19 protein-coding genes, 1 tRNA gene and 3 pseudogenes are annotated in these 18,242 nt (G+C 70.1%); 9 read left to right on the forward strand and 14 right to left on the reverse strand.

Annotation, left to right across the window (positions count from 1 at the left end):
• Positions 1-56: 56 nt before the first annotated feature.
• The 5 genes and pseudogenes from thrC to AB0M87_RS01780 form a co-directional block, all read right to left on the reverse strand.
• The gene (gene thrC / locus AB0M87_RS01760; protein WP_365849865.1) at positions 57-1,127 is read right to left on the reverse strand and encodes a threonine synthase; all 1,071 of its coding nucleotides are present in this window, start codon (positions 1,125-1,127) and stop codon (positions 57-59) included.
• Between the two features lie 18 nt (positions 1,128-1,145).
• On the reverse strand, positions 1,146-2,444 hold the full coding sequence (locus AB0M87_RS01765) for a homoserine dehydrogenase (RefSeq protein WP_365849866.1): 1,299 nt from the start codon (positions 2,442-2,444) through the stop codon (positions 1,146-1,148).
• A gap of 98 nt (positions 2,445-2,542) precedes the next feature.
• Complete coding sequence (lysA, locus tag AB0M87_RS01770) at positions 2,543-3,934, reverse strand: diaminopimelate decarboxylase (RefSeq protein WP_365849265.1); 1,392 nt, start codon at positions 3,932-3,934, stop codon at positions 2,543-2,545.
• 21 nt (positions 3,935-3,955) lie between these two features.
• Positions 3,956-4,843 carry a DALR anticodon-binding domain-containing protein gene (locus tag AB0M87_RS01775; protein ID WP_365849267.1) on the reverse strand — a complete coding sequence of 296 codons (888 nt, stop codon included), beginning with the start codon at positions 4,841-4,843 and terminating at the stop codon, positions 3,956-3,958.
• Between the two features lie 115 nt (positions 4,844-4,958).
• Positions 4,959-5,463, reverse strand: a pseudogene (locus tag AB0M87_RS01780) (response regulator).
• A 109-nt stretch (positions 5,464-5,572) separates the two neighbouring features.
• On the opposite strand from AB0M87_RS01780, the gene AB0M87_RS01785 reads away from it, so the two are divergent.
• The 3 genes from AB0M87_RS01785 (at position 5,573) to AB0M87_RS01795 (ending at position 6,683) form a co-directional block, all read left to right on the forward strand.
• A tRNA-Arg gene (locus AB0M87_RS01785) sits at positions 5,573-5,644 on the forward strand.
• A gap of 362 nt (positions 5,645-6,006) precedes the next feature.
• Positions 6,007-6,270, forward strand: coding sequence for a CopG family transcriptional regulator (locus AB0M87_RS01790; protein ID WP_365849268.1), 264 nt, complete (start codon positions 6,007-6,009; stop codon positions 6,268-6,270).
• Positions 6,267-6,683, forward strand: coding sequence for a PIN domain-containing protein (locus tag AB0M87_RS01795; RefSeq protein WP_365849269.1), 417 nt, complete (start codon positions 6,267-6,269; stop codon positions 6,681-6,683). The genes AB0M87_RS01790 and AB0M87_RS01795 overlap by 4 nt, the downstream gene beginning before the upstream one ends.
• A gap of 75 nt (positions 6,684-6,758) precedes the next feature.
• On the opposite strand, the gene AB0M87_RS01800 is transcribed toward AB0M87_RS01795, so the two are convergent.
• From AB0M87_RS01800 to AB0M87_RS01810, 3 genes are read right to left on the reverse strand one after another with little or no spacing between them, the layout of a single operon-like run.
• The gene (locus AB0M87_RS01800) at positions 6,759-7,337 is read right to left on the reverse strand and encodes a NifU family protein (RefSeq protein WP_365849271.1); all 579 of its coding nucleotides are present in this window, start codon (positions 7,335-7,337) and stop codon (positions 6,759-6,761) included.
• Positions 7,334-9,271, reverse strand: coding sequence for a ferrous iron transporter B (locus AB0M87_RS01805; RefSeq protein WP_365849272.1), 1,938 nt, complete (start codon positions 9,269-9,271; stop codon positions 7,334-7,336). Before AB0M87_RS01805 ends, AB0M87_RS01800 begins: the two co-directional genes overlap by 4 nt.
• Positions 9,268-9,573 (reverse strand): FeoA family protein, encoded by a 306-nt coding sequence (locus AB0M87_RS01810; protein WP_365849274.1) that lies wholly within the window; start codon positions 9,571-9,573, stop codon positions 9,268-9,270. The genes AB0M87_RS01805 and AB0M87_RS01810 overlap by 4 nt, the downstream gene beginning before the upstream one ends.
• A 245-nt stretch (positions 9,574-9,818) precedes the next feature.
• On the opposite strand from AB0M87_RS01810, the gene AB0M87_RS01815 reads away from it, so the two are divergent.
• Positions 9,819-9,956, forward strand: a complete 138-nt coding sequence (locus tag AB0M87_RS01815) for a hypothetical protein (RefSeq protein WP_365849276.1) — start codon at positions 9,819-9,821, stop codon at positions 9,954-9,956.
• A gap of 54 nt (positions 9,957-10,010) precedes the next feature.
• Here the strand turns inward: AB0M87_RS01815 and AB0M87_RS01820 are convergent, their stop codons facing one another.
• Positions 10,011-10,721 carry an SDR family oxidoreductase gene (locus tag AB0M87_RS01820; RefSeq protein ID WP_365849277.1) on the reverse strand — a complete coding sequence of 237 codons (711 nt, stop codon included), beginning with the start codon at positions 10,719-10,721 and terminating at the stop codon, positions 10,011-10,013.
• A 126-nt stretch (positions 10,722-10,847) separates the two neighbouring features.
• Between AB0M87_RS01820 and AB0M87_RS01825 the strand changes: the two genes are divergently transcribed.
• On the forward strand, positions 10,848-11,474 hold the full coding sequence (locus AB0M87_RS01825) for a helix-turn-helix domain-containing protein (RefSeq protein ID WP_365849278.1): 627 nt from the start codon (positions 10,848-10,850) through the stop codon (positions 11,472-11,474).
• Between the two features lie 51 nt (positions 11,475-11,525).
• Here the strand turns inward: AB0M87_RS01825 and AB0M87_RS01830 are convergent, their stop codons facing one another.
• The gene (locus AB0M87_RS01830; protein ID WP_365849279.1) at positions 11,526-12,095 is read right to left on the reverse strand and encodes a helix-turn-helix domain-containing protein; all 570 of its coding nucleotides are present in this window, start codon (positions 12,093-12,095) and stop codon (positions 11,526-11,528) included.
• Between the two features lie 92 nt (positions 12,096-12,187).
• Here AB0M87_RS01830 and AB0M87_RS01835 point away from each other — a divergent pair, with 92 nt between their 5' ends.
• Positions 12,188-13,117: an NADP-dependent oxidoreductase gene (locus tag AB0M87_RS01835; protein WP_365849280.1), complete on the forward strand. Its 930-nt coding sequence runs from the start codon at positions 12,188-12,190 to the stop codon at positions 13,115-13,117.
• 34 nt (positions 13,118-13,151) lie between these two features.
• Here AB0M87_RS01835 and AB0M87_RS01840 read toward each other — a convergent pair.
• A pseudogene (locus AB0M87_RS01840) lies at positions 13,152-14,001 on the reverse strand (LysR family transcriptional regulator).
• A 70-nt stretch (positions 14,002-14,071) separates the two neighbouring features.
• Here AB0M87_RS01840 and AB0M87_RS01845 point away from each other — a divergent pair.
• Both AB0M87_RS01845 and AB0M87_RS01850 read left to right on the forward strand, forming a co-directional pair.
• Positions 14,072-14,389: a hypothetical protein gene (locus AB0M87_RS01845; protein ID WP_365849282.1), complete on the forward strand. Its 318-nt coding sequence runs from the start codon at positions 14,072-14,074 to the stop codon at positions 14,387-14,389.
• The gene (locus AB0M87_RS01850) at positions 14,386-15,150 is read left to right on the forward strand and encodes an SDR family oxidoreductase (protein ID WP_365849283.1); all 765 of its coding nucleotides are present in this window, start codon (positions 14,386-14,388) and stop codon (positions 15,148-15,150) included. The genes AB0M87_RS01845 and AB0M87_RS01850 overlap by 4 nt, the downstream gene beginning before the upstream one ends.
• A 120-nt stretch (positions 15,151-15,270) precedes the next feature.
• On the opposite strand, the gene AB0M87_RS01855 is transcribed toward AB0M87_RS01850, so the two are convergent.
• Positions 15,271-15,684 (reverse strand): DUF4190 domain-containing protein, encoded by a 414-nt coding sequence (locus AB0M87_RS01855; RefSeq protein WP_365849285.1) that lies wholly within the window; start codon positions 15,682-15,684, stop codon positions 15,271-15,273.
• 317 nt (positions 15,685-16,001) lie between these two features.
• Positions 16,002-16,763 (reverse strand): MerR family transcriptional regulator, encoded by a 762-nt coding sequence (locus tag AB0M87_RS01860; RefSeq protein WP_365849868.1) that lies wholly within the window; start codon positions 16,761-16,763, stop codon positions 16,002-16,004.
• Positions 16,764-16,998: 235 nt separating this feature from the next.
• Between AB0M87_RS01860 and AB0M87_RS01865 the strand changes: the two are divergent.
• A pseudogene (locus AB0M87_RS01865) lies at positions 16,999-17,638 on the forward strand (hypothetical protein).
• A gap of 31 nt (positions 17,639-17,669) precedes the next feature.
• Here the strand turns inward: AB0M87_RS01865 and AB0M87_RS01870 are convergent.
• Positions 17,670-18,128 (reverse strand): ATP-binding protein, encoded by a 459-nt coding sequence (locus AB0M87_RS01870; protein WP_365849286.1) that lies wholly within the window; start codon positions 18,126-18,128, stop codon positions 17,670-17,672.
• Positions 18,129-18,242 lie beyond the last annotated feature (114 nt).

The raw sequence follows: 18,242 nt of genomic DNA on the forward strand, positions 1-18,242 counted from the left end.
CGCACTGCCCTCCTGGCGGAACTCCGTCAGGAGCCGGCTCGGGGCCGACTCGGGGCTTATACCAGCCCGAGGCGCTCCGCGGCCGCTACGGCGTCCACCGGTACGGTAACCGGCTGAGGGGCGCCCGCGACGGCCCAGTCCGGGTCCTTGAGGCCGTTGCCGGTGACCGTGCACACGATCTTCTGGCCGGGGTCGACCTTGCCCTCTTCGGCGGCCTTCAGCAGACCGGCGACCGAGGCCGCCGAGGCCGGCTCCACGAAGACGCCCTCCTGCGAGGCCAACAGGCGGTAGGCGCGCAGAATCTGACGGTCGGTCACCTCGTCGATGAAGCCGTCCGATTCGTCCCGGGCGGCCAGCGCGTACTGCCAGGAGGCCGGGTTGCCGATCCGGATCGCCGTCGCGATGGTCGACGGGTCCTTGACGATCTCACCGCGCACGATCGGGGCCGACCCGGAGGCCTGGAAGCCCCACATCCGCGGCGTGCGAGTGGACATGTGGTCCGCCGCGTACTCCTTGTAACCCCTCCAGTACGCGGTGATGTTGCCCGCGTTGCCGACCGGCAGCACATGAATGTCCGGAGCGTCGCCGAGCGCGTCGACGATCTCGAAGGCTCCGGTCTTCTGGCCCTCGATACGGGACGGATTGACCGAATTGACCAGCGCCACTGGGTAGTTGTCCGAGAGCGAGCGGGCCAGCGTCAGGCAGTCGTCGAAGTTTCCGTCGACCTGGAGGATCTTGGCGCCGTGCACCAGCGCCTGGCCCATCTTGCCCAGGGCGATCTTGCCCTGCGGCACCAGGACCGCGCACACCATCCCGGCGCGCACCGCGTAGGCGGCGGCCGAAGCGGAGGTGTTTCCGGTGGAGGCGCAGATGACGGCCTGCGCGCCCGCCTCCTTCGCATGGCTGATCGCCATGGTCATGCCGCGGTCCTTGAACGACCCGGTGGGGTTGGCGCCCTCGACCTTGAGGTGCACCTCGCAGCCCGTACGCTCGGAAAGGACCTGCGCGGGGACGAGCGGCGTGCCGCCCTCCCGGAGGGTGACGACCGGCGTGGCGTCCGTGACCGGAAGGCGGTGCCGGTACTCCTCGATGATGCCGCGCCACTGGTGGGTGCCCTGGCTGGACATGGGGCTGGTCATGGGTCCTTACTCCCCTTCAACACGCATGATGCTGGCGACACCGCGCACGGTGTCGAGCTTGCGCAGCGCCTCGACGGTCCCGGAGAGGGCGGCGTCGGGCGCGCGGTGGGTGACGACGACGAGGGAGGCCTCGCCGTCTCCGTCCTGTCGGCTCTGCTGGCGCACCGTGTCGATGGATACGCCCTGCTCGGCGAAGACCGTAGCGACCTGGGCGAGAACACCCGGTTTGTCGGCCACGTCGAGACTGATGTGGTACCGCGTGATCACCTCGCCCATCGGGCTGACGGGCAGGCGGGTGTACGCGGATTCGCCGGGGCCGGTGGCCCCGCCCAGCTTGTTGCGGCAGACCGCGACCAGGTCACCGAGGACCGCCGAGGCGGTCGGCGAGCCGCCGGCGCCGGGCCCGTAGAACATCAACTGCCCCGCCGCCTCGGCCTCGACGAAGACCGCGTTGTAGGCCTCGCGGACGGACGCCAGCGGATGGCTCAGCGGGATCATCGCGGGGTGCACCCGGGCGGTGACGGACCTGCCGTCGGCGGCGCGCTCGCAGATGGCCAGCAGCTTGACGGTGCAGCCCATGCGCTTCGCGGAGGCGATGTCGGCCGCGGTGACCTCGGTGAGGCCCTCACGGTGCACGTCGTCGAGTCGCACCCGGGTGTGGAAGGCGATGCCGGCGAGGATCGCGGCCTTGGCGGCCGCGTCGAAGCCTTCGACGTCGGCGGTCGGGTCGGCCTCCGCGTAGCCGAGTGCGGTGGCCTCGTCGAGCGCCTCGGAGTATCCGGCGCCGGTGCTGTCCATCTTGTCGAGGATGAAGTTGGTCGTGCCGTTGACGATGCCCAGGATGCGGTTCACCTTGTCGCCGGCGAGTGACTCGCGCAGCGGACGCACCAGCGGGATCGCACCGGCGACGGCGGCCTCGTAGTAGAGGTCCATGCCGTGCTCCTCGGCCACGCCGTGCAGGGCGGTGCCGTCCTTGGCGAGCAGCGCCTTGTTGGCGGAGACCACGCTGGCGCCGTGCTCGAAGGCGGTGGTGATCAGCGCCCTGGCGGGCTCGATACCGCCGATGACCTCGACCACCACGTCGATGTCGCCGCGTTTGACCAGGGCCATCGCGTCGGTGGTGATGAGCGAGGGGTCGACGCCCTCCCGGACCTTGGAAGGACGGCGAACCGCCACACCGGCGAGCTCGACGGGAGCGCCGATGCGGGCCGTGAGGTCGTCGGCGTGCGTCGTCATGATGCGCGCCACCTCGGAGCCGACCACTCCACAGCCCAGCAGCGCCACCTTCAGCGGACGCGTACGCATCATCCGACCTCACTTCTCGTACTTCTACCGTGTGGACCAGTCTCACTCACCGGACGGGAGTTTCTATCCCCTGTCCGGATCGTGAGACGACTATTTCATTAACCGACATCGAGACGCAGGAGATCTTCCTCCGTCTCACGCCGGACGATCGGCCGCGCCGCACCGTCCCTGACGGCGACAACCGGCGGGCGCAGCGCGTGGTTGTAGTTGCTGGCCATGGCGCGGCAGTAAGCGCCGGTGGCCGGAACGGCGAGCAGATCGCCCGGAGCGAGGTCCGCGGGCAGGAACGCGTCCTTGACCACGATGTCGCCACTCTCACAGTGCTTGCCCACCACCCGGACCAGCATCGGCTCGGCGGTCGAGGTGCGCGATACCAGCGCCACGCTGTACTCGGCGTCGTAGAGGGCGGTACGGATGTTGTCCGACATCCCGCCGTCGACACTGACGTAGGTCCGCAGCCCCTCGAGCGGCTTGATGGTGCCGACCTCGTACAGCGTGAAGGCGGTGGGTCCGACGATGGCGCGCCCCGGCTCGACGGAGATGCGCGGGGTGCTCAGGCCGGCCGACTCGCACTCGCGGGTGACGATCTCGCCGAGTGCCTTGGCGATCTCGTGCGGCTCCCGGGGGTCGTCCTCCGAGGTGTACGCGATGCCGAGTCCACCGCCGAGGTCGATCTCGGGGAGCTCGACGCCGTGCTCGTCGCGGATCTCGGCGAGCAGTTGCACCACCCGCCGCGCGGAGACCTCGAAGCCGGCCATGTCGAAGATCTGCGACCCGATGTGCGAGTGGATCCCGATGAGTTCGAGACCGTCCAGACTGAGCGCCCTGCGGACCGCTTCGGCCGCCAGCCCGTCGGCCAGCTGGATCCCGAACTTCTGGTCCTCGTGCGCGGTGGCGATGAACTCGTGGGTGTGCGCCTCGACTCCGACCGTCACGCGGATCTGCACCCGCTGGCGCTTACCCCGGCTCTGCGCGATGTGGGCGACCCGGACGATCTCCTGGAACGAGTCGAGCACGATCCGCCCCACACCCGCCTCGACGGCCCGCTCGATCTCCTCGGTGGTCTTGTTGTTGCCGTGGAAGGCGATCCGCTCGGGCGGCATCCCGGCGTCCAGCGCGGTGGTCAGCTCTCCCCCGGAGCAGACGTCCAGATTGAGCCCTTCCTCCTGCAGCCACTTCACGACGGCCCGCGAGAGGAAGGCCTTCCCGGCGTAGAACACGTCGGCGTCCTGCCCGAAAGCGTCGGCCCAGGCCCGGCAGCGTGCGCGGAAGTCGGTCTCGTCGAGGAAGTACGCCGGGGTGCCGAACTCCTCGGCCAGCCGGGTGACTTCGATCCCGCCGACGGTGACGACCCCGTCCCCGTTACGGCCGACCGTGCGAGCCCAGACCTTCTCGTCCAGGGAGTTGAGGTCCTCGGGCGGGGCGGCGTAGTGACCCTCGGTGTAGACATCGGCGTGCCGGGGCCCGGCGGGGTGTGCGGAACGGCTCATCTCTTCGCTCTCTCAGACGTCTCAGATGTGTTCGGGTGCGCAGATGCCGAGCAGGGCCAGGCCGCCTGCGAGCACCGTCCCGGCGGCTTCGGCGAGAGCGAGCCGGGAACGGTGGGCGGCCGAGGGTTTCTCGTCGCCGACGGGCAGCACGGTGACGTGGAACTCCAGGAACGCGTCAGCGACGGTGACCAGGTGCCGGGCGAGGCGCCGGGCCGCTCCCGAATCGGCCCGGGGGGCCTCGTCCGCTTCTTCGACCGCTTCGACTTCGACGGCTTCGACGAACGCCGGGTGGTCGGCGAGCGCGGCGACCAGCGCGGGCACCGCCGCCTCCTGCTCGATGCCGTGCTCATAGGCTGCCCGGAAGCCGAGGTCGTCCGCGTTCCGCAGCAGTGCGCGGCTGCGGGCGTACGCGTACTGGACCCGGAACAGCGGGTTGCCCTCCCGGCGCACCAGCAGCTGCTCGCCACCTCCGAGCAGCGCGTCCCAGCGCGCGGCGTCAGCCCCGAGCCGCGCAACGTGCGCGGGCGCAAGGACAGGCGCCTGCCACGCCGGACCACCGGGTGCGGTCCCGCGCCCGTACCGCGCGCTCTGCCCGAGCACCGCACGTACGACGGCGCCGGCACCCTCCGGAACGAGCGTGAAGTTAAGGAACCCCGGCCCGGTGATCTCGACCCGCTCGATCCCCCGCATACCGGCGATCCGCTGCCGCAGCGCCTCGGCGACCACCCGGGGCGGCATTCCGGCAGGCCCCGCCAGCCGAAGGGCGGCGTTGGTGGCGTAGTCCCCGCGCCCGCCCGGCCGGGGCCGCTCGACCGTGACCCGCTCGGGAACAGCCACTCGGAGGGCACCCTCATCCACCGCGCGGCGCACGGCGCGCGCGACGGTACAGGAGAGCTCTGCGGGGGTCATGGGACCAGCGTATGGGAGAAGGGGGGCATCTCCGCGAACCGGTTTCGCCATACGGGCACCACACCGGGCTCTACTACAGCCACCCCTACGGCCACCACCCGGTGCGGAACCCCCGTCAGCCGAGCGCACTCTCCGCCCGCCCGGCGGACCGGCACCCGCCGGGGTTCCGACAGGCCCGCGCAGCCGCGGACGAACCCTTCAGCCGCACCAGCCGCCGCACCAGGAGCACCAGCTCGGCCGGCTCGAACGGTTTCGCAAGAAAGTCGTCGACCCCGGAAGCCAGACCGCTGTCCACCTCCTGCTGCGTACACGCGCTGACGATCGCCAGCGGCACCCGGCAGGTCCGTGGATCGGAACGCAGCCGCGCGGCGGTCCGCAATCCGTCCAGCCGGGGCATCACCACATCGAGAGTGATCACATCGGGTGACACCTGGTGCACCACGTCCAGACACTCGGCACCGTCAGCGGCGGTCACTACCTCGAAGCCCTCCAGCTCGAGATTGACCCTGATCAGCTGCCGGATGACCTTGTTGTCATCGACAACAAGCACCCGACCGAGCGCGCCCGGCACACCCACGAGCGTAGAACCGCCGCCCCCACCGCGTCCCGGTTTTGCCCACTTCCGCCCCCACACCCCGACAACGGACGCCCACGCTCCGGAAATACCTGTTCCTGGCCACCCCGTCTGAGCTGGTAGGGTTTCACCCATCGGCGCTCACCCGCCGAAACGCCCCCGTAGCTCAGGGGATAGAGCAACGGCCTCCGGAGCCGTGTGCGCAGGTTCGAATCCTGCCGGGGGCACAGAAGCCGGAACAGCGTGATCGCATCGCTGACCTGCGGAAGTGCCAGACTTCGAGAGCCGGACCCAGTCCCACTGGGTCCGGCTCTTTGTCGTTGTCCATCACTGGTTGCGCGTGAGTGGTGCGCGCCGCTTTGAGCGCATGTTTGCCAAACGGGACAGCCTGAAGGCGTCGGCCCGCCACGGCCCTTGCTCCGCGACTCCTCCCGGGGACGCCGCGCCTGCGCAGGCCCCGGCAGCAACAACGCCGCTGCGGCCGCCCTTTGCGCGCCCCGGACAAGGATGGAGCCTCGCAGCGAGCGACGCGACGGCTTCCTTCGCCAGTCGTCCTCGACTCGGGAGGATTAAAGGTAGGATGAGTGGCATGAGTGAGCCTACCGGCAAGTACTCGATCACCATGCCCCGCGACATCGCCGAAGCCGCCAAGGCCCGCAGCGGCCCTTCGGGGCTGTCTGCCTATGTTGCCGCTGCCGTCGCGCGCCAGATCGAGCGGGACAATCTCAACGAGCTCATCCAGGTCGCCGAGGCCGAGCACGGGCCCATCGCCGACGAAGAGATCCAGGCCCTGCGCGACCAGCTCTACCAGGCCCGCCAGCAGCAAACGCGGGGCGGTGCGAACGCCGCGTGACCCGCTCCTCCGCCGCTGACCCGGGCGGCACCCTGGTCCTCGACGGTGAAGGGCTGGCCAAGGCCGTCCTTCGCGACCGCACTGTCACCGGCTGGCTCGCCCTCGCTCGCGCCGACGACCTGCGGGTGATCACTTCTGCGGCAACCCTCGTGGAAGTGGTCCACCCCCGGATCAACCGACCGGCCCTGGAGTGGACTCTCTCCCGCCTCGTCATCGAACCGGTCAGCGAGACCATTGCCCGTCACGCCGCCGCGCTCCTCGCCAACGTCGGCCTGCACGGCCACAAATACGCCATCGACGCCATGCTCGGCGCCACCGCCCTCGCCGCCCCCGGTCCGACGACGGTTCTCACCTCGGACCCCGAGGATCTGACCGCCCTGTGCGGCTCTCGCATCACCGTCATCAAGGTCTAGGCATCGGTTCTCGCCGTGCGCGCCGGCAGGCGTCCGGCTCAAGGGCCGGCCCGGGCCTGTATCTGCGTTGGAAGGTCACGCGCTGCGGCGGCGCAGGGTGAGCCAGGTGCGCCCTGCCGCCTTGCCGGGCTCCTCCGTGGCCCGCAGCCCGACCAGATCCGGGAACCGCGCCCGCAGTTCCGACTCGAGGCGGGAGTGGAGGGTGAACCCGGCAGCCGGGCAGTGTGAGCAGGTGCCTGCCATCCGCACCTCCGCGTGCCGGTCGTGGGCGGACACGATCGTCACTTCGCCGCCGTGGGAGCGGATGTAGTCACCAACGGATCCGTTCAGGACGTCTTGCAGTGCGGCGCGCAGCATGTCGTCCTCGGTGACCACGGCGACCGGCCGCCAGCGCCGAGGGTGCTGCAGTGCGGTGCTCAGCGCGTCGCGCACCCGGGCTCCGGTGCCGGACCAGTTCCGGCCGTCCGCGAGCCGGATCACCACGGCTCCGGTCTCCACCTCGATGGAGGCGACGTCTTCGGAGTGGAGCATCGTCCCGAGCTCGTCCGGTGCGTCGGCGATTTCCCCGACGACCGGCAGCGTGCCGGCGGGGATCACCCAGCGGACGGCCTGCGGGTCGGTGGTGGCCTCGGGGTGCATGGGAATGACGCTCATGTCAGCGCCCCTACGACGGTGTGCGTCAGAAACGCCATGGTCCAGGCCAGTACGAACATGTAGCCGAAGGCGACCGCGGGCCATCTCCACGAGCCGGTCTCACGGCGCATGACGCCGACGGTCGACATGCACTGCAGTGCGTAGAGGAAGAAGACGAGCAAGGCGGCCGTCGTGGCCGGGGTGAAGAGCTTCTCTCCCTGGTGCGGCCCATCGGTGTAGGTCATGTGTGCCAGGGTCTCGGCCGGCTGGTCGGGATTCTGGGCGGCGGCGACCTGCCCGAGGGTGGCGACGAACACCTCGCGGGCGGACAGCGATCCCAGCACGCCGACGTTGATCCGCCAGTCGAAACCGAGGGGTTCGAAGACGGGTTCGATGGCCTGACCGATGTCGGCGGCATAGCTGTGGTCGACCTCATAGGCCTGGACCGCGGTCCGGTCGGCCGGGTCGACGCCGGCGGAGCGCAGTTGCGCATCGCTGTGCATGGGCAGGCTGAGCAGCAGCCACAGCCCGACGGTGACCAGCAGGATGATCCGGCCGACCTTGTGCAGGAAGCCCTTGCAGGAGCTCCACATGGACTCGGCCACCGACCGCGGCCGCGGCAGCCGGTAAGACGGCATTTCCATGTAGAACGGCAGCACCGGCCCGCCCCGGCTGCTGAACCGTTTGAAGACCCAGGCTGTCGCCATTGCCGAGAGTGCGCCGACGAGGTACAGGGCGAACATGACGATGCCCTGGGCGCCGAAGGGACCGACACTGGTGCCGGGGCTCACCAGCAGGCCGGTCAGCATCACGTAGACCGTCAGGCGCGCCGAGCAGGTCATCAGCGGCGCGCCCATCATGGTCGCGAAGCGGTCCTTGGCCGACGGCAGGGAGCGGGTGGCCATGATGCCGGGGATGGCGCAGGCGAGGGAGGAGAGCAGGGCGACGAACGCGCGGCCCTCCAGCCCGGCCTTGGACATGAGCCGGTCCATCAGGAATGCCGCACGGGAGAGGTAGCCGCTGCCCTCCAGCAACGAGATCATGAGGAACAGCAGAGCGATCTGCGGCAGGAAGACCACCACGCTGCCCAGGCCGCCGATCAGGGCATTGCCGAGGAAGCCGGAGAGCAACGGATTCGAAACGTATGCGGTGACCAGTGTGCCGAGCCAGTCGAAGAGGCTCTGTACCGCGTCCTGCAGGGGTGTCGCGACGGTGAAGATGATCTGGAAGAACGCGAACATCGTCGCGAAGAAGATGAGCGTGCCCCACAGCGGGTGCAGCAGCACGGCGTCGATGCGCCGCGTGCGGTGATCGGCCTCGGGTACCTGGTAATCCGCACTCTGCAGCAGCGACTCCACCCAGGCCCGTCGCTGCGAGGGGTCGGTGGGCGGCGGGACGACCGGCCGCTCCCATGCGGCCCGGTCGGGCAGCATGGACTGCAACTGCGCCAGGTCGTTGCGTGACCCGCTCGTCACCGCGACGACCGGCACGCCGAGCGCACGGCGGAGGGCCGAGACGTCAAGGGTGCCGCCGCGGCGGGCCAGTTCGTCGCGGAAGGTGAGCACCACACAGATCGGCAGACCTGTCTGCATGACCTGGGCCAGCAGCCCGAGGGAACGACGCAGCGTCGTCGCGTCGATTGTGACGAGAATCCCGTCGGGTGTGCCGAGGCCCGGGTTGCCCGGGTCGAGCACATCGGCGACGACCTGCTCGTCCGGGCTGATCGGGTCGAGACTGTAGGTGCCGGGCAGATCCTCGATGACCACTTCGTGCTCGCCGACCCGCGCCAGACCCTCGTAGCGCGCGACGGTCACTCCGGGGTAGTTGCCGGTCTTGGTCCGCAGGCCGGTCAGAGCGTTGAACAGGGTGCTCTTGCCCGAGTTCGGGCTGCCGACCAGGGCCAGACGCGTCTCGCCGGTGATCGTCTGGGCCACCGGACCGCAGTGCGCGTTCACGCGGTGCGCCGTACCCGGATGCCGGCGGACTGCGCCTTGCGCAGTGCCACCTCGTAATCCACGACCTGGAAGACAACGGGGTCGCCGAGCGGCGCCTTCCGCAGCACGGTGACCTCCGCGCCAGGGGCGAACCCCAAGTCGAACAGCCGTCGCGCGGTGCTCGGCTCGACCGACTCGTCGATGTCGATCACCTCACCACTCATCCCGGGCCGAAGGTCGGCCAGCCGCGCAACCCCCGCCGAATCCGTCGGCACGGACGGACCGCTCCGACGCGCGCCCAACTGCACTGAGACCATCGGCATCCTCAACCCCGGGATCACTTTGGTGGATTAGGGCAGGCTAACCTTTTATCCCGGTAGTAACAATATCGCCCCTCCCCGGCGCTGGATCCCGGGGGCGAGCGGTTGGCGTGGTTGGTTCTCCTGGGGGTACGGCTCCTGAGGCCACGGGACTGCGTTCCTCACGCAGCGGCACAGTTTGGCAAACCGCCGCCACGATCCACCGTCCCGCGCTGACGCACACCGCCAACGACGCGTTCATCAAGGCCATGCACATCACCGCGGGCGGGATCATGCTGGTCGCCCTCTGCGGCTCACTGCTGCTGGTGATCGCCCTGCGTCCGGCTTCCCGGCCCGCGGAGCCGGAGCCGGAGCCGCAGAGCAGTCGCGTGAAGTCCGCTCTCTGAGCGCCTTCTTACCCAGCGGGCCCGTCGAACGGCCCCTGCATCCGGCGCGTTCGGTCAGGCGCCGGGGATCCCCATGCCGCCGGAGACGATGAGGTTGTTCCCCGTGACGTAGCCGGCTGCGTCCGATGCGAGGAAGGCGACAGCTTCGGCGATGTCGCCCGGGCGACCGATGCGGCCCAGCGGGATGGTGTCCGCCCAGGAGTCGACCGTTTCCTGGGCTACGCCGAGCTTGGCGTAGGCCGGAGTGTCGACGGCGCCGGGGCTGACGGCGTTGACGCGGATGCGGCGGGGGGCCAGCTCGTGGGCAAGCGCGTGGACCATGGGTAGGAGCGCGCACTTGGCCGCGGTCATGGCCGCCCCCAGACCGCTCCCCGCCCCGATGGTGAAGACGACGCAGGCGCCCTCGTTGAGCAGAGGAAGCGCCTTTTGCAGGGTGAAGAAGTTGCCCTTGACGTTCACGTCGAACAGCTCGTCGAAGGCGGCTTCGTCGGTTGACTCGATCGGGCCCGGCCGGGAGACACCGGCGTTGAGGAACAGCAGGTCGAGTGAGCCGAGGCGGTCCCGGACGGCCTCCATAGCATGGTCGATGGCCGTGAGCGACCGGGCATCGGCCTCGACCACACCGATCGCCTCCGGCAGGCCCGCGCTTCTGACGCTCTCGCGTCCGGTGACCATGACCCGGTAAGCGCGCTCGTGGAGCAGTTCGGCTGTCGCCCTGCCGATGCCACTGGTTCCGCCGGTGATCAATGCAGTTGGTGCGGGCATGACGTCCACCTTCTGTCGCATGTGCGGTCCAGTGGGCAAACTACGCCGTTTGGCAGCGACTGCCAAGTAGTCATGTGATGTCACGGTGTCATCCGCCGTCAAGGTGGCAGGGCATATCATCCGGGGATGAAGCAGGACGCGAAGGCGAGCGGCGGTCCGACTTTCTGGGACCGCACCCGGCAGCTGGCCGCACAGGAGATCCTCGACACGGCGCTGCGGCTGTTCACGGAGCAGGGCTACGAGGAGACGACCGTCGCCCAGATCGCGCACGAGGCCGGCGTCTCCCAGCGCACTCTCTTCCGCTACTTCGGCGCCAAGGAAGACCTCATCGGCCCAAAGAAGGACGAGCTCGGGGAACTGCTGCGGAAGACGGTCGAGGAGCAGCCTGCGGACGTCTCGGCCTGGGACGCGCTGCGGGCCGGCTGGATCGCCGTCCTCTCCTCCCATGCCACGCCCGAACAGGCGTTCAAGCGCCTGCGGCTGCTGTTCACCACCAGTTCGCTGTACGCCGGTTACCTCGAGAAGCAGCTGTCCTGGCGGACGGCGCTGCTGCCTGCCATCGAGACGCGGATGGAAAAGGCCGACGAACGGCGCCTTCGCGCCGGAGCCGTCATCGCCGCCGCATTCGCCTGTGCGGACGTGGCTTGTCAGACCTGGGTGGAACGAGACGGACAGGGCTCCGTCACAGAGCTCTTCGACCTGTGTCTGTCCACGGTCCGCGGGGCCGGCCGCGACCACGCCAAGGGCAGGTGAACGGAGACTTCATGCCCTCCTGACGGACCGCACGCTCCGGCTCCGTCCGCGTCAGCCCAGCCCACCGGCCGCCAGCACATCGCTGAGTGCCCGCCGCGCGACGTCACCGAAGTCACCGCTGCCAGTCGGGTTGCTCCAGCGCTCGTAGGCGATCTTCAAGGCCAGCGCGCCCAGCTCCGCGGCCACGCACGAGGTCAGCTCGGGAACGCCGCGCTGCTTGAGCGCGTCCGTCATCGACGCGGTGAGACCGAGGCCCTTGAGCGCCTCGCGCTCCTGCAGTTCCGGGTTGCCCGCGATCACTGCCCGCCTGCGGGCGCCGAACTCACGGCGCGCGGAGGTGAAGGCTTCCCTCCCGGCCGCGTCCAGAGCGTGCGCCACCGCTTCGAACGGCGTGGCACCGGCCGGCGCCGCGGCGATCCCGTCGGCGAGCACTCCGGCCATCGCGCCCCCGCCGAAGAGCACTTCCCGCTTGTCATGGAAATGCCGGAAGAAGGTGCTCTTCGTGAGCCCTGCGCGCTCCGCGATCTCGATCACCGTGGTGCGCTCATAGCCCCGCTCCTCGAACAGTTCGAGGGCGGCGACGACGAGTCGCTCTGATGCGTTGGGCTGCCAGCGGGCCATGAGAACAGTGTACGGCACTTGGTCCCGTCACCCGTGTACGGTGATAGGACTAAGTCCCATCACTTGTTCGTCCGTCCCACTGGAGGTCAGCCATGAGCCGAGCCGTCGTTCATCAGACATTCGGAGGCCCCGAGGTACTGGAGCTGCGAGACGTTCCGGAGCCGCACGCCGGCCCCGGCGAGGTGCGCGTCCGCGTGGCAGCCGCCGGTCTCAATCCGATGGACTGGATCCTCTCCTCGGACCCGGAGGCTGCCGCGATGTTCGGCGTCACCGTGCCGTCCGGCTTCGGGTTCGACTTCGCCGGTGTCGTCGAAGAGGTCGGAGCCGGCGCCGATGGTTTTGCCGTAGGGGATCGCGTCCACGGAGGAGCGCTGGCGAAGGCCGCCGCCGACTTCGTGGTCATGAAGACCCCGACTCAGGCGCCCGACGCGCTGTTTCGCACACCGGACGGCATCAGCGACGAGGTGGCGGCCACGCTTCCGGTGGCCGGCCTGACCGCCGCCGCCGCGCTGGCGGCGATCGGCCTGCGGCCCGGCGACACCCTCCTGGTCGGCGGCGCCGGCGGCGGCGTGGGCGTGTTCGCCGTACAGCTCGCGAAGCTCGCCGGCGCCAGGGTGCTGGGGACCGCTTCGGAGGGCACGTTCGACTTCCTGCGGCAGCTGGGCGCCGAGCCCGTGGCGTACGGCCCGGGGCTCGCGGACCGGGTGCGCGCGCTGGCCCCAGGTGGCGTGACCGCCGCGACGGACCTCTTCGGCACCGAGACGGCCGAGACCGCGCTCGCGCTCGGCGTACCGCCAGAGCGGATCTCCACGATCGCCGCGGGCCCGAACCCTCCCGGCGGTGCGCGCGCGACCGGGGGCGCCGACGCCAGGCCGGGTGACATGCAGCGGATCACCGACGCGATCCTGGCCGGCCGGATCACCGTGCCGATCGCGGCGACCTTCCCGATCGAACGGGTCCGCGACGCCGTGACCCTGCAGGCCGGCCGCCACACTCACGGCAAGATCGTGCTCACGCTGTGACCACGTCCCGTGGGGCCGCCGACAGACCTGACTGTCAGCCAGCTGCGGTCGCGGTACTGAGCGCGGCGGCCACGAACGACGCGACCAGCGGCCGGCGGTCCTGCTCGTTCCAGGCGAGCACCAGGCGGCTGGGCGGCGCATCGGCCACCGGGGCGCAGACCAGGCCGGGCGGGACCGGTTCGACCAGCGAGCGCGGCAGCACACCGATCATCCGGCTCACCGTGATCATGTGCAGCATCTGGAGCACGTCGGCGACCTCGGGTCCCGTGCCGTCGCCACCGGGGACCCCTTTCCAGCGCGGCAACGTCTCGCCCTCCAGATCGGACATGCGCACCGAGGGGCGCCCGGCCAGCCGGTGCGCCGACGGGACGATGACCACGCGGTCCTCGGCGTGCAGCGTCTCGTGGGCCAGCCCGTCGAGTGCGTCGAACGGGGCGTAGAGCAGGCCGACCATCGGCCCGGCCGTCGAGCAGGATGTCGGCGCGGTCGGCGGGACCGCTGAACAGGATGTCCACCCGGCGGGCGTCGGGCTGGTGGGCGTACTCGGCCAGGATCCCGGACAGCAGGCCGGCGTCGCCGCCCGGCTTGAGCACGAGCCGCAGGTGTGCCCGGGTGTCGACGGCGCTCCGGGCGTACCGGACGGCGGCGGCGACCGCGTTGAGCGCATGCCTCCCGTGTTCCTGCAACGCCTCCCCCGACGAGGTGAGTTCGACGCGCCGGCTGGAGCGGACGAACAGCGGGACGCCGAGCCGGGCCTCGATCCGCTGGATCGCCTTCGACAGCGCCGGCTGGGCGATCGAGAGCCGGCCGGCGGCCCGGCCGAAGTGCAGCTCGTCGGCGACGGCCATGAAGTACTCGAGCTCACGGGTCTCCAGTTCGGTCATGCCTCCAGGTTATCGCTGGATATCGAACCGGTCTTGGACGCCGACGGTGCATGCTGTCAAGAATTGGCCCATGATCAACCCCACGATGATCGTCTCCTTCGATCAGCCCCTGCCGGACATTGAGCTCGACCAATTCCTCACAGACATCGAACGGGTCATGCTGGACCCCGGCCTCGTGCAGTCGGTCGCGACCCGGCGCCACATCCCCGTCCCCGGCGAGGAGGCGATTCCGGCACTGATCGCGACCGCGATCGTGCAGGTCGCCGTGGCCGACATCGACGCGCTGGCCAAGGCGTTCACCGCACCCGGCATGCACGAGGTCATCGGCCACTGGCAGTCGCGGCACCCTTACAAGGTCGCCTGGGCGAACCACGAGGTGCTGGCATGAGCGGAACGGCCCCCGGGAGCGGCCCGGCCCGGAAGGTGGGACTGGTCACCGGCGCCGGCAGCGGAATCGGCCGGGCCGCGGCGCTGGAGTTCGCCCGGAGCGGCGCCGCGGTCGCTGTGCTCGACATCGACGAGAGCACGGCGGACGAGACCACCGAGATGATCAGGAAGGGCGGCGGGGAAGCACTGACCGTCGCCGTCGACATCGCCGACGAGCGCTCCGTGCGGGCGGCCGTCGAGCGCACGGTCACGGCATACGGCGGCCTCGACTTCGCTGTGAACAACGCCGGTATGGCCTCGCACCACCGGCAGCTCGACCGGATGACTGCGGACGAGTTCGAGCGTGCGGTCCACGTCAACCTGACCGGCACCTTCCTGTGCATGAAGTACGAGCTGCCCCTGCTCAGAGGCGGCGGCGCGATCGTCAACATCGCCTCCAACGGAGGCCTGTACGCGATCCCGCATGCCCCGGCCTACGTGGCCGCCAAGCACGGCATCGTCGGGCTCACCAAGGCCGCCGCGGTTGACTACGCGCCGGACAACATCCGGGTCAACGCCGTCTGCCCCGGCCCGACCCGAACCCCCGGCTTCGAGAAGGTGGCGGCCGGCACCGACATGGTCGCGGGGCAGGAGGCGATCACACCGCTCGGCCGGCTGGCCACGCCGGGCGAGGCCGCGGCGGCGGCTGTCTGGCTCTGCTCGGACGCTGCGTCCTACGTCACCGTGATCGCGATGTCGGTCGACGGCGGCAGGCGGGCGTGAGGGGTATCGCGCGGCCCGCGCCCGGGACCGGACGGCCGGCTCGGCAGCCCACTTCGACCAGTGGGTTGCCGAGGAGTCGCCGGCCGCGGTGCGCCGCCCTGCGGAGAGAGCGAGTGGTGCTCAGTTGCCCAGCTGATGATTGAAGTCGCGCGCGCACTGATCCTTTTCGGACTGGGAGTTGGCGTGATGTACGCAGTCCGAATAGCTCTTGAAGGAGTCGGAGTTCAGGATGGAGATTCCCGCGATGAGGATGCCGGCGCCGCCGAGGATCCCCAGTGTGGACAGCACTGTTCCCGTGATCGCCATGCCACGTCTGGGAGCTTTGCCGGCGCTTGCCCTGCGGATACCGAAGATTCCGAGGACCAGGCCGATCACACCGAGGAGAATGCCGCCGATGACGGTCCAGAAGAAGACGACGGCCAGGATCCCGAGCACCAGTGCGGCTACAGCGAGGCCGTTGCTGCTGCGTACGGCTGTCCGGCCGGGTTGCCAGTCGTTCGATTCCTGCGAAGGGTAATGATCCGGCGTTGTCATGTGATCACATCCAATCCGGGGTATGACTTCGGACCGCCAGTCACGCGTGGCGCCTGTCAACCGTGTATCCCCGCCCCGGCACCTCATGTTCGCTTGCAACGCGCGGAGTTGTCCCCACCGCAGTACGGCGCCCCCGCTGCACCGGCGGCCGGGCAGCGCGGACGTACCGGACCCGTGGGCCTGTGCAGAGGTGGCATGTCCCGGCCGCCGTGCCGACCCGTGAGCCGGTCCAGGGGCTCACAGGCCATGGTCGGCCGGTGTGAGGAAGGCGGGCCCACGGCGCCAAGAGCCTCCGGCGCCGTGGGCCCACGTGCAGCTCAGCTCAGGCGGACGTCGGCGTACACGGCCATCGCTTCGCACTGGTAGGCGGCCAGGCCGTCGGCGATCCTGTCGTAGTTGGAGCGGAACCGCGGGTCGTCGACGTAGGTCCGGCCCAGTCCCTTGTACGCGTCCGCGCACGGGGTCCAGAAACGGCAGACACTCCGGTAGTGGACGTCCATCTCGGCCTGCACCGCGGGGTCGGCGACCGGTGTGCCGGCCACCATGAACTCCGCCAGGCGGATCATCTGCGCCGTCACCTCGCGCTGCCACCGGTCCTGGTCATCGGCGGTCATCGTCTCGACGACCCGCTGGGACTGCTCCCATTGCTCCGGCCACCGCTCGCGCGCCTCGGCCTCGACGGGCGCCGGGTCGAATCCCTCGAAGAGGTTCTCCGGCCTGTTGATCTGCACCATGTTGTTGTCGACCTTGCCTTCCTGCAGTTCCGCGATGGTCCGCCCGACGGTGCGGGCCAGCGTCTCCAGCCGGTCCCGCTCCCCCAGCAGCCGCCTCCGGTGTTCGCGCAGCACGGCCACCTGATCGACCTGGTTGTCCAGAACCTCCCGGATCTCGCGCAGCCCCAGGTCCAGCTCCCGCATCAGCAGGATCTGCTGCAGCCGCAGCAGATCGGCCTGCTCGTAGTAGCGGTGCCCGTTGCTTCCGATCCGGGCCGGCGGCAGCAGACCGATCGCGTCGTAGTGCCGCAGCGTCCGGGATGTCACCCCGGACATCCGGGCCACATCCGCGATCGACCAGGCCATCGCCGTGCCTCCCATCACCGGGCCGGTCCGTCCGGCCACACATACGACCGTAGAAGTTGACGCAGCGGCAACCGCAAGCCGGAATCGCGGCCGGCCAGACCCGGGCACCCCGGGCGCATGTTCGGCGGCCCCTGGGGGACTCGCCACCTGTGGGGGAGTACGGAGCGGAGCAGCGGGCGCGACGGACCCGCGCCCGGCCGGAACTCGCCCAGGCGCTGCGAGAGGAAACGAGTGGATGAGCCGAATCCTCAGCGGGGCCACACGACGCCCGCGGCTGCGCTTCGACGGCTGGATCGCCGGCGTGGGCACCTCGTCCGGGACGCGCATCGTGCTCGGACACTGGCAACGCTCACCGTTCGGGCCGTTCAGCGATGTGATGCTCGAACGGGCCGACGGAGAACGGCTGCTGTTGGCCCCCACCCCGGAGACGGCGGACTTCATCCGCGGCACCTACGCGTTCGACACGGTGCGCGTCGTCCCGGTCGACGTGAGCGTCGCCGGCGACACCTGGACCGTCACCGCGGGGCCGCTCGATCTACGCTTCGCGACCGGCCGGCGACAGCTTCTCGGGTTCTTGCTGCGTGCCGTTCCCGGCCCGCTCGCCCGCCGTCCGGGGTGGAGCGCGCTGACCGACCGGCCCGCCCGTCTGCTGCTGTCCGGCGTGCGAACCCGCGGAAGTGCGGGCGCAGGCCGTCGCGAGTGGTACGGCGCCCGGGACCTACGACCGGTCCGCGCGGCGTCGGGGACCTTCGAGGGCGCGGACCTCGGTGGGATGGCCCCCCGTCGAACCACCCGTGCACTTCGGGTTCGGGTCGGTGCCGGGGAAACCGGCCCTCACACGCGTCACGACGACTGTGGCGCTCAGCCCGGAGTGAGGAGGCCCGGCCCTTATGGAAGGGCGACTCTTCAGCGCGGCAGGTCCAGCTCGGCGACGACCGTCTTGCCGAGGGGCACGCGGTCGAGCACGTCCCACCGGTCGGCGAGCGCCTCCACCAGGAGCATGCCCCGGCCGGTCTCCGCGAGCGGCGGGAGCGTCGGGCGGCGCGTGCCGGGAGGCGGTGGCCGGAGCTCGCCCCGCGTGTCGGATACCTCGATCCGCAGCGTACGGCCGAGGAGCTTGAGCGTGACCTCGAAGTCCCGGCCGGGAACCCGGCCGTGTGTGACGGCGTTCGCACCGAGCTCGGCGACCAGCAGGGCGGCGGTGTCGGACGTCTCGGTGCCGTGCGGCAGCCCCCAGGCGTCCAACTGGTGCAGAACGAGCCGACGGGCGAGGCGGGCGCCGAGCGGGGTGGAGCTGAACCGCTGCGTGAACACACGTACGGTGAGCGGCGTTTGTCGGGTCGCGGGAGTTTCGGGTGGGGTCATGCGCCCAATGTGGCGGCGCATCAGGTGCGTTCACCAGGTCTGACGTGCGTACGCTGTGTCAGCGTACGCACACCGTGGGTGGACGGTACGCGTCACGGGGTGTGACGATGGTCG

Origin of the sequence: Streptomyces sp. NPDC051320, from assembly GCF_040682175.1 — a bacterium.
Classification (GTDB): domain Bacteria; phylum Actinomycetota; class Actinomycetes; order Streptomycetales; family Streptomycetaceae; genus Streptomyces.

What these genes read in the sequence shown, in the direction of transcription:
- AB0M87_RS01855 (WP_365849285.1), bottom strand. Translation starts at nt 15,684, where the DNA reads ATGACAACGCCGGATCATTACCCTTCGCAGGAATCGAACGACTGGCAA.
- AB0M87_RS01765 (WP_365849866.1), bottom strand. Translation starts at nt 2,444, where the DNA reads ATGCGTACGCGTCCGCTGAAGGTGGCGCTGCTGGGCTGTGGAGTGGTC.
- AB0M87_RS01815 (WP_365849276.1), top strand. Translation starts at nt 9,819, where the DNA reads ATGCACATCACCGCGGGCGGGATCATGCTGGTCGCCCTCTGCGGCTCA.
- AB0M87_RS01830 (WP_365849279.1), bottom strand. Translation starts at nt 12,095, where the DNA reads ATGGCCCGCTGGCAGCCCAACGCATCAGAGCGACTCGTCGTCGCCGCC.
- lysA (WP_365849265.1), bottom strand. Translation starts at nt 3,934, where the DNA reads ATGAGCCGTTCCGCACACCCCGCCGGGCCCCGGCACGCCGATGTCTAC.
- AB0M87_RS01800 (WP_365849271.1), bottom strand. Translation starts at nt 7,337, where the DNA reads ATGAGCGTCATTCCCATGCACCCCGAGGCCACCACCGACCCGCAGGCC.
- AB0M87_RS01845 (WP_365849282.1), top strand. Translation starts at nt 14,072, where the DNA reads ATGATCAACCCCACGATGATCGTCTCCTTCGATCAGCCCCTGCCGGAC.
- AB0M87_RS01790 (WP_365849268.1), top strand. Translation starts at nt 6,007, where the DNA reads ATGAGTGAGCCTACCGGCAAGTACTCGATCACCATGCCCCGCGACATC.
- AB0M87_RS01870 (WP_365849286.1), bottom strand. Translation starts at nt 18,128, where the DNA reads ATGACCCCACCCGAAACTCCCGCGACCCGACAAACGCCGCTCACCGTA.
- AB0M87_RS01835 (WP_365849280.1), top strand. Translation starts at nt 12,188, where the DNA reads ATGAGCCGAGCCGTCGTTCATCAGACATTCGGAGGCCCCGAGGTACTG.
- AB0M87_RS01810 (WP_365849274.1), bottom strand. Translation starts at nt 9,573, where the DNA reads ATGCCGATGGTCTCAGTGCAGTTGGGCGCGCGTCGGAGCGGTCCGTCC.
- AB0M87_RS01860 (WP_365849868.1), bottom strand. Translation starts at nt 16,763, where the DNA reads ATGGCCTGGTCGATCGCGGATGTGGCCCGGATGTCCGGGGTGACATCC.
- AB0M87_RS01820 (WP_365849277.1), bottom strand. Translation starts at nt 10,721, where the DNA reads ATGCCCGCACCAACTGCATTGATCACCGGCGGAACCAGTGGCATCGGC.
- AB0M87_RS01850 (WP_365849283.1), top strand. Translation starts at nt 14,386, where the DNA reads ATGAGCGGAACGGCCCCCGGGAGCGGCCCGGCCCGGAAGGTGGGACTG.
- thrC (WP_365849865.1), bottom strand. Translation starts at nt 1,127, where the DNA reads ATGTCCAGCCAGGGCACCCACCAGTGGCGCGGCATCATCGAGGAGTAC.
- AB0M87_RS01825 (WP_365849278.1), top strand. Translation starts at nt 10,848, where the DNA reads ATGAAGCAGGACGCGAAGGCGAGCGGCGGTCCGACTTTCTGGGACCGC.
- AB0M87_RS01775 (WP_365849267.1), bottom strand. Translation starts at nt 4,843, where the DNA reads ATGACCCCCGCAGAGCTCTCCTGTACCGTCGCGCGCGCCGTGCGCCGC.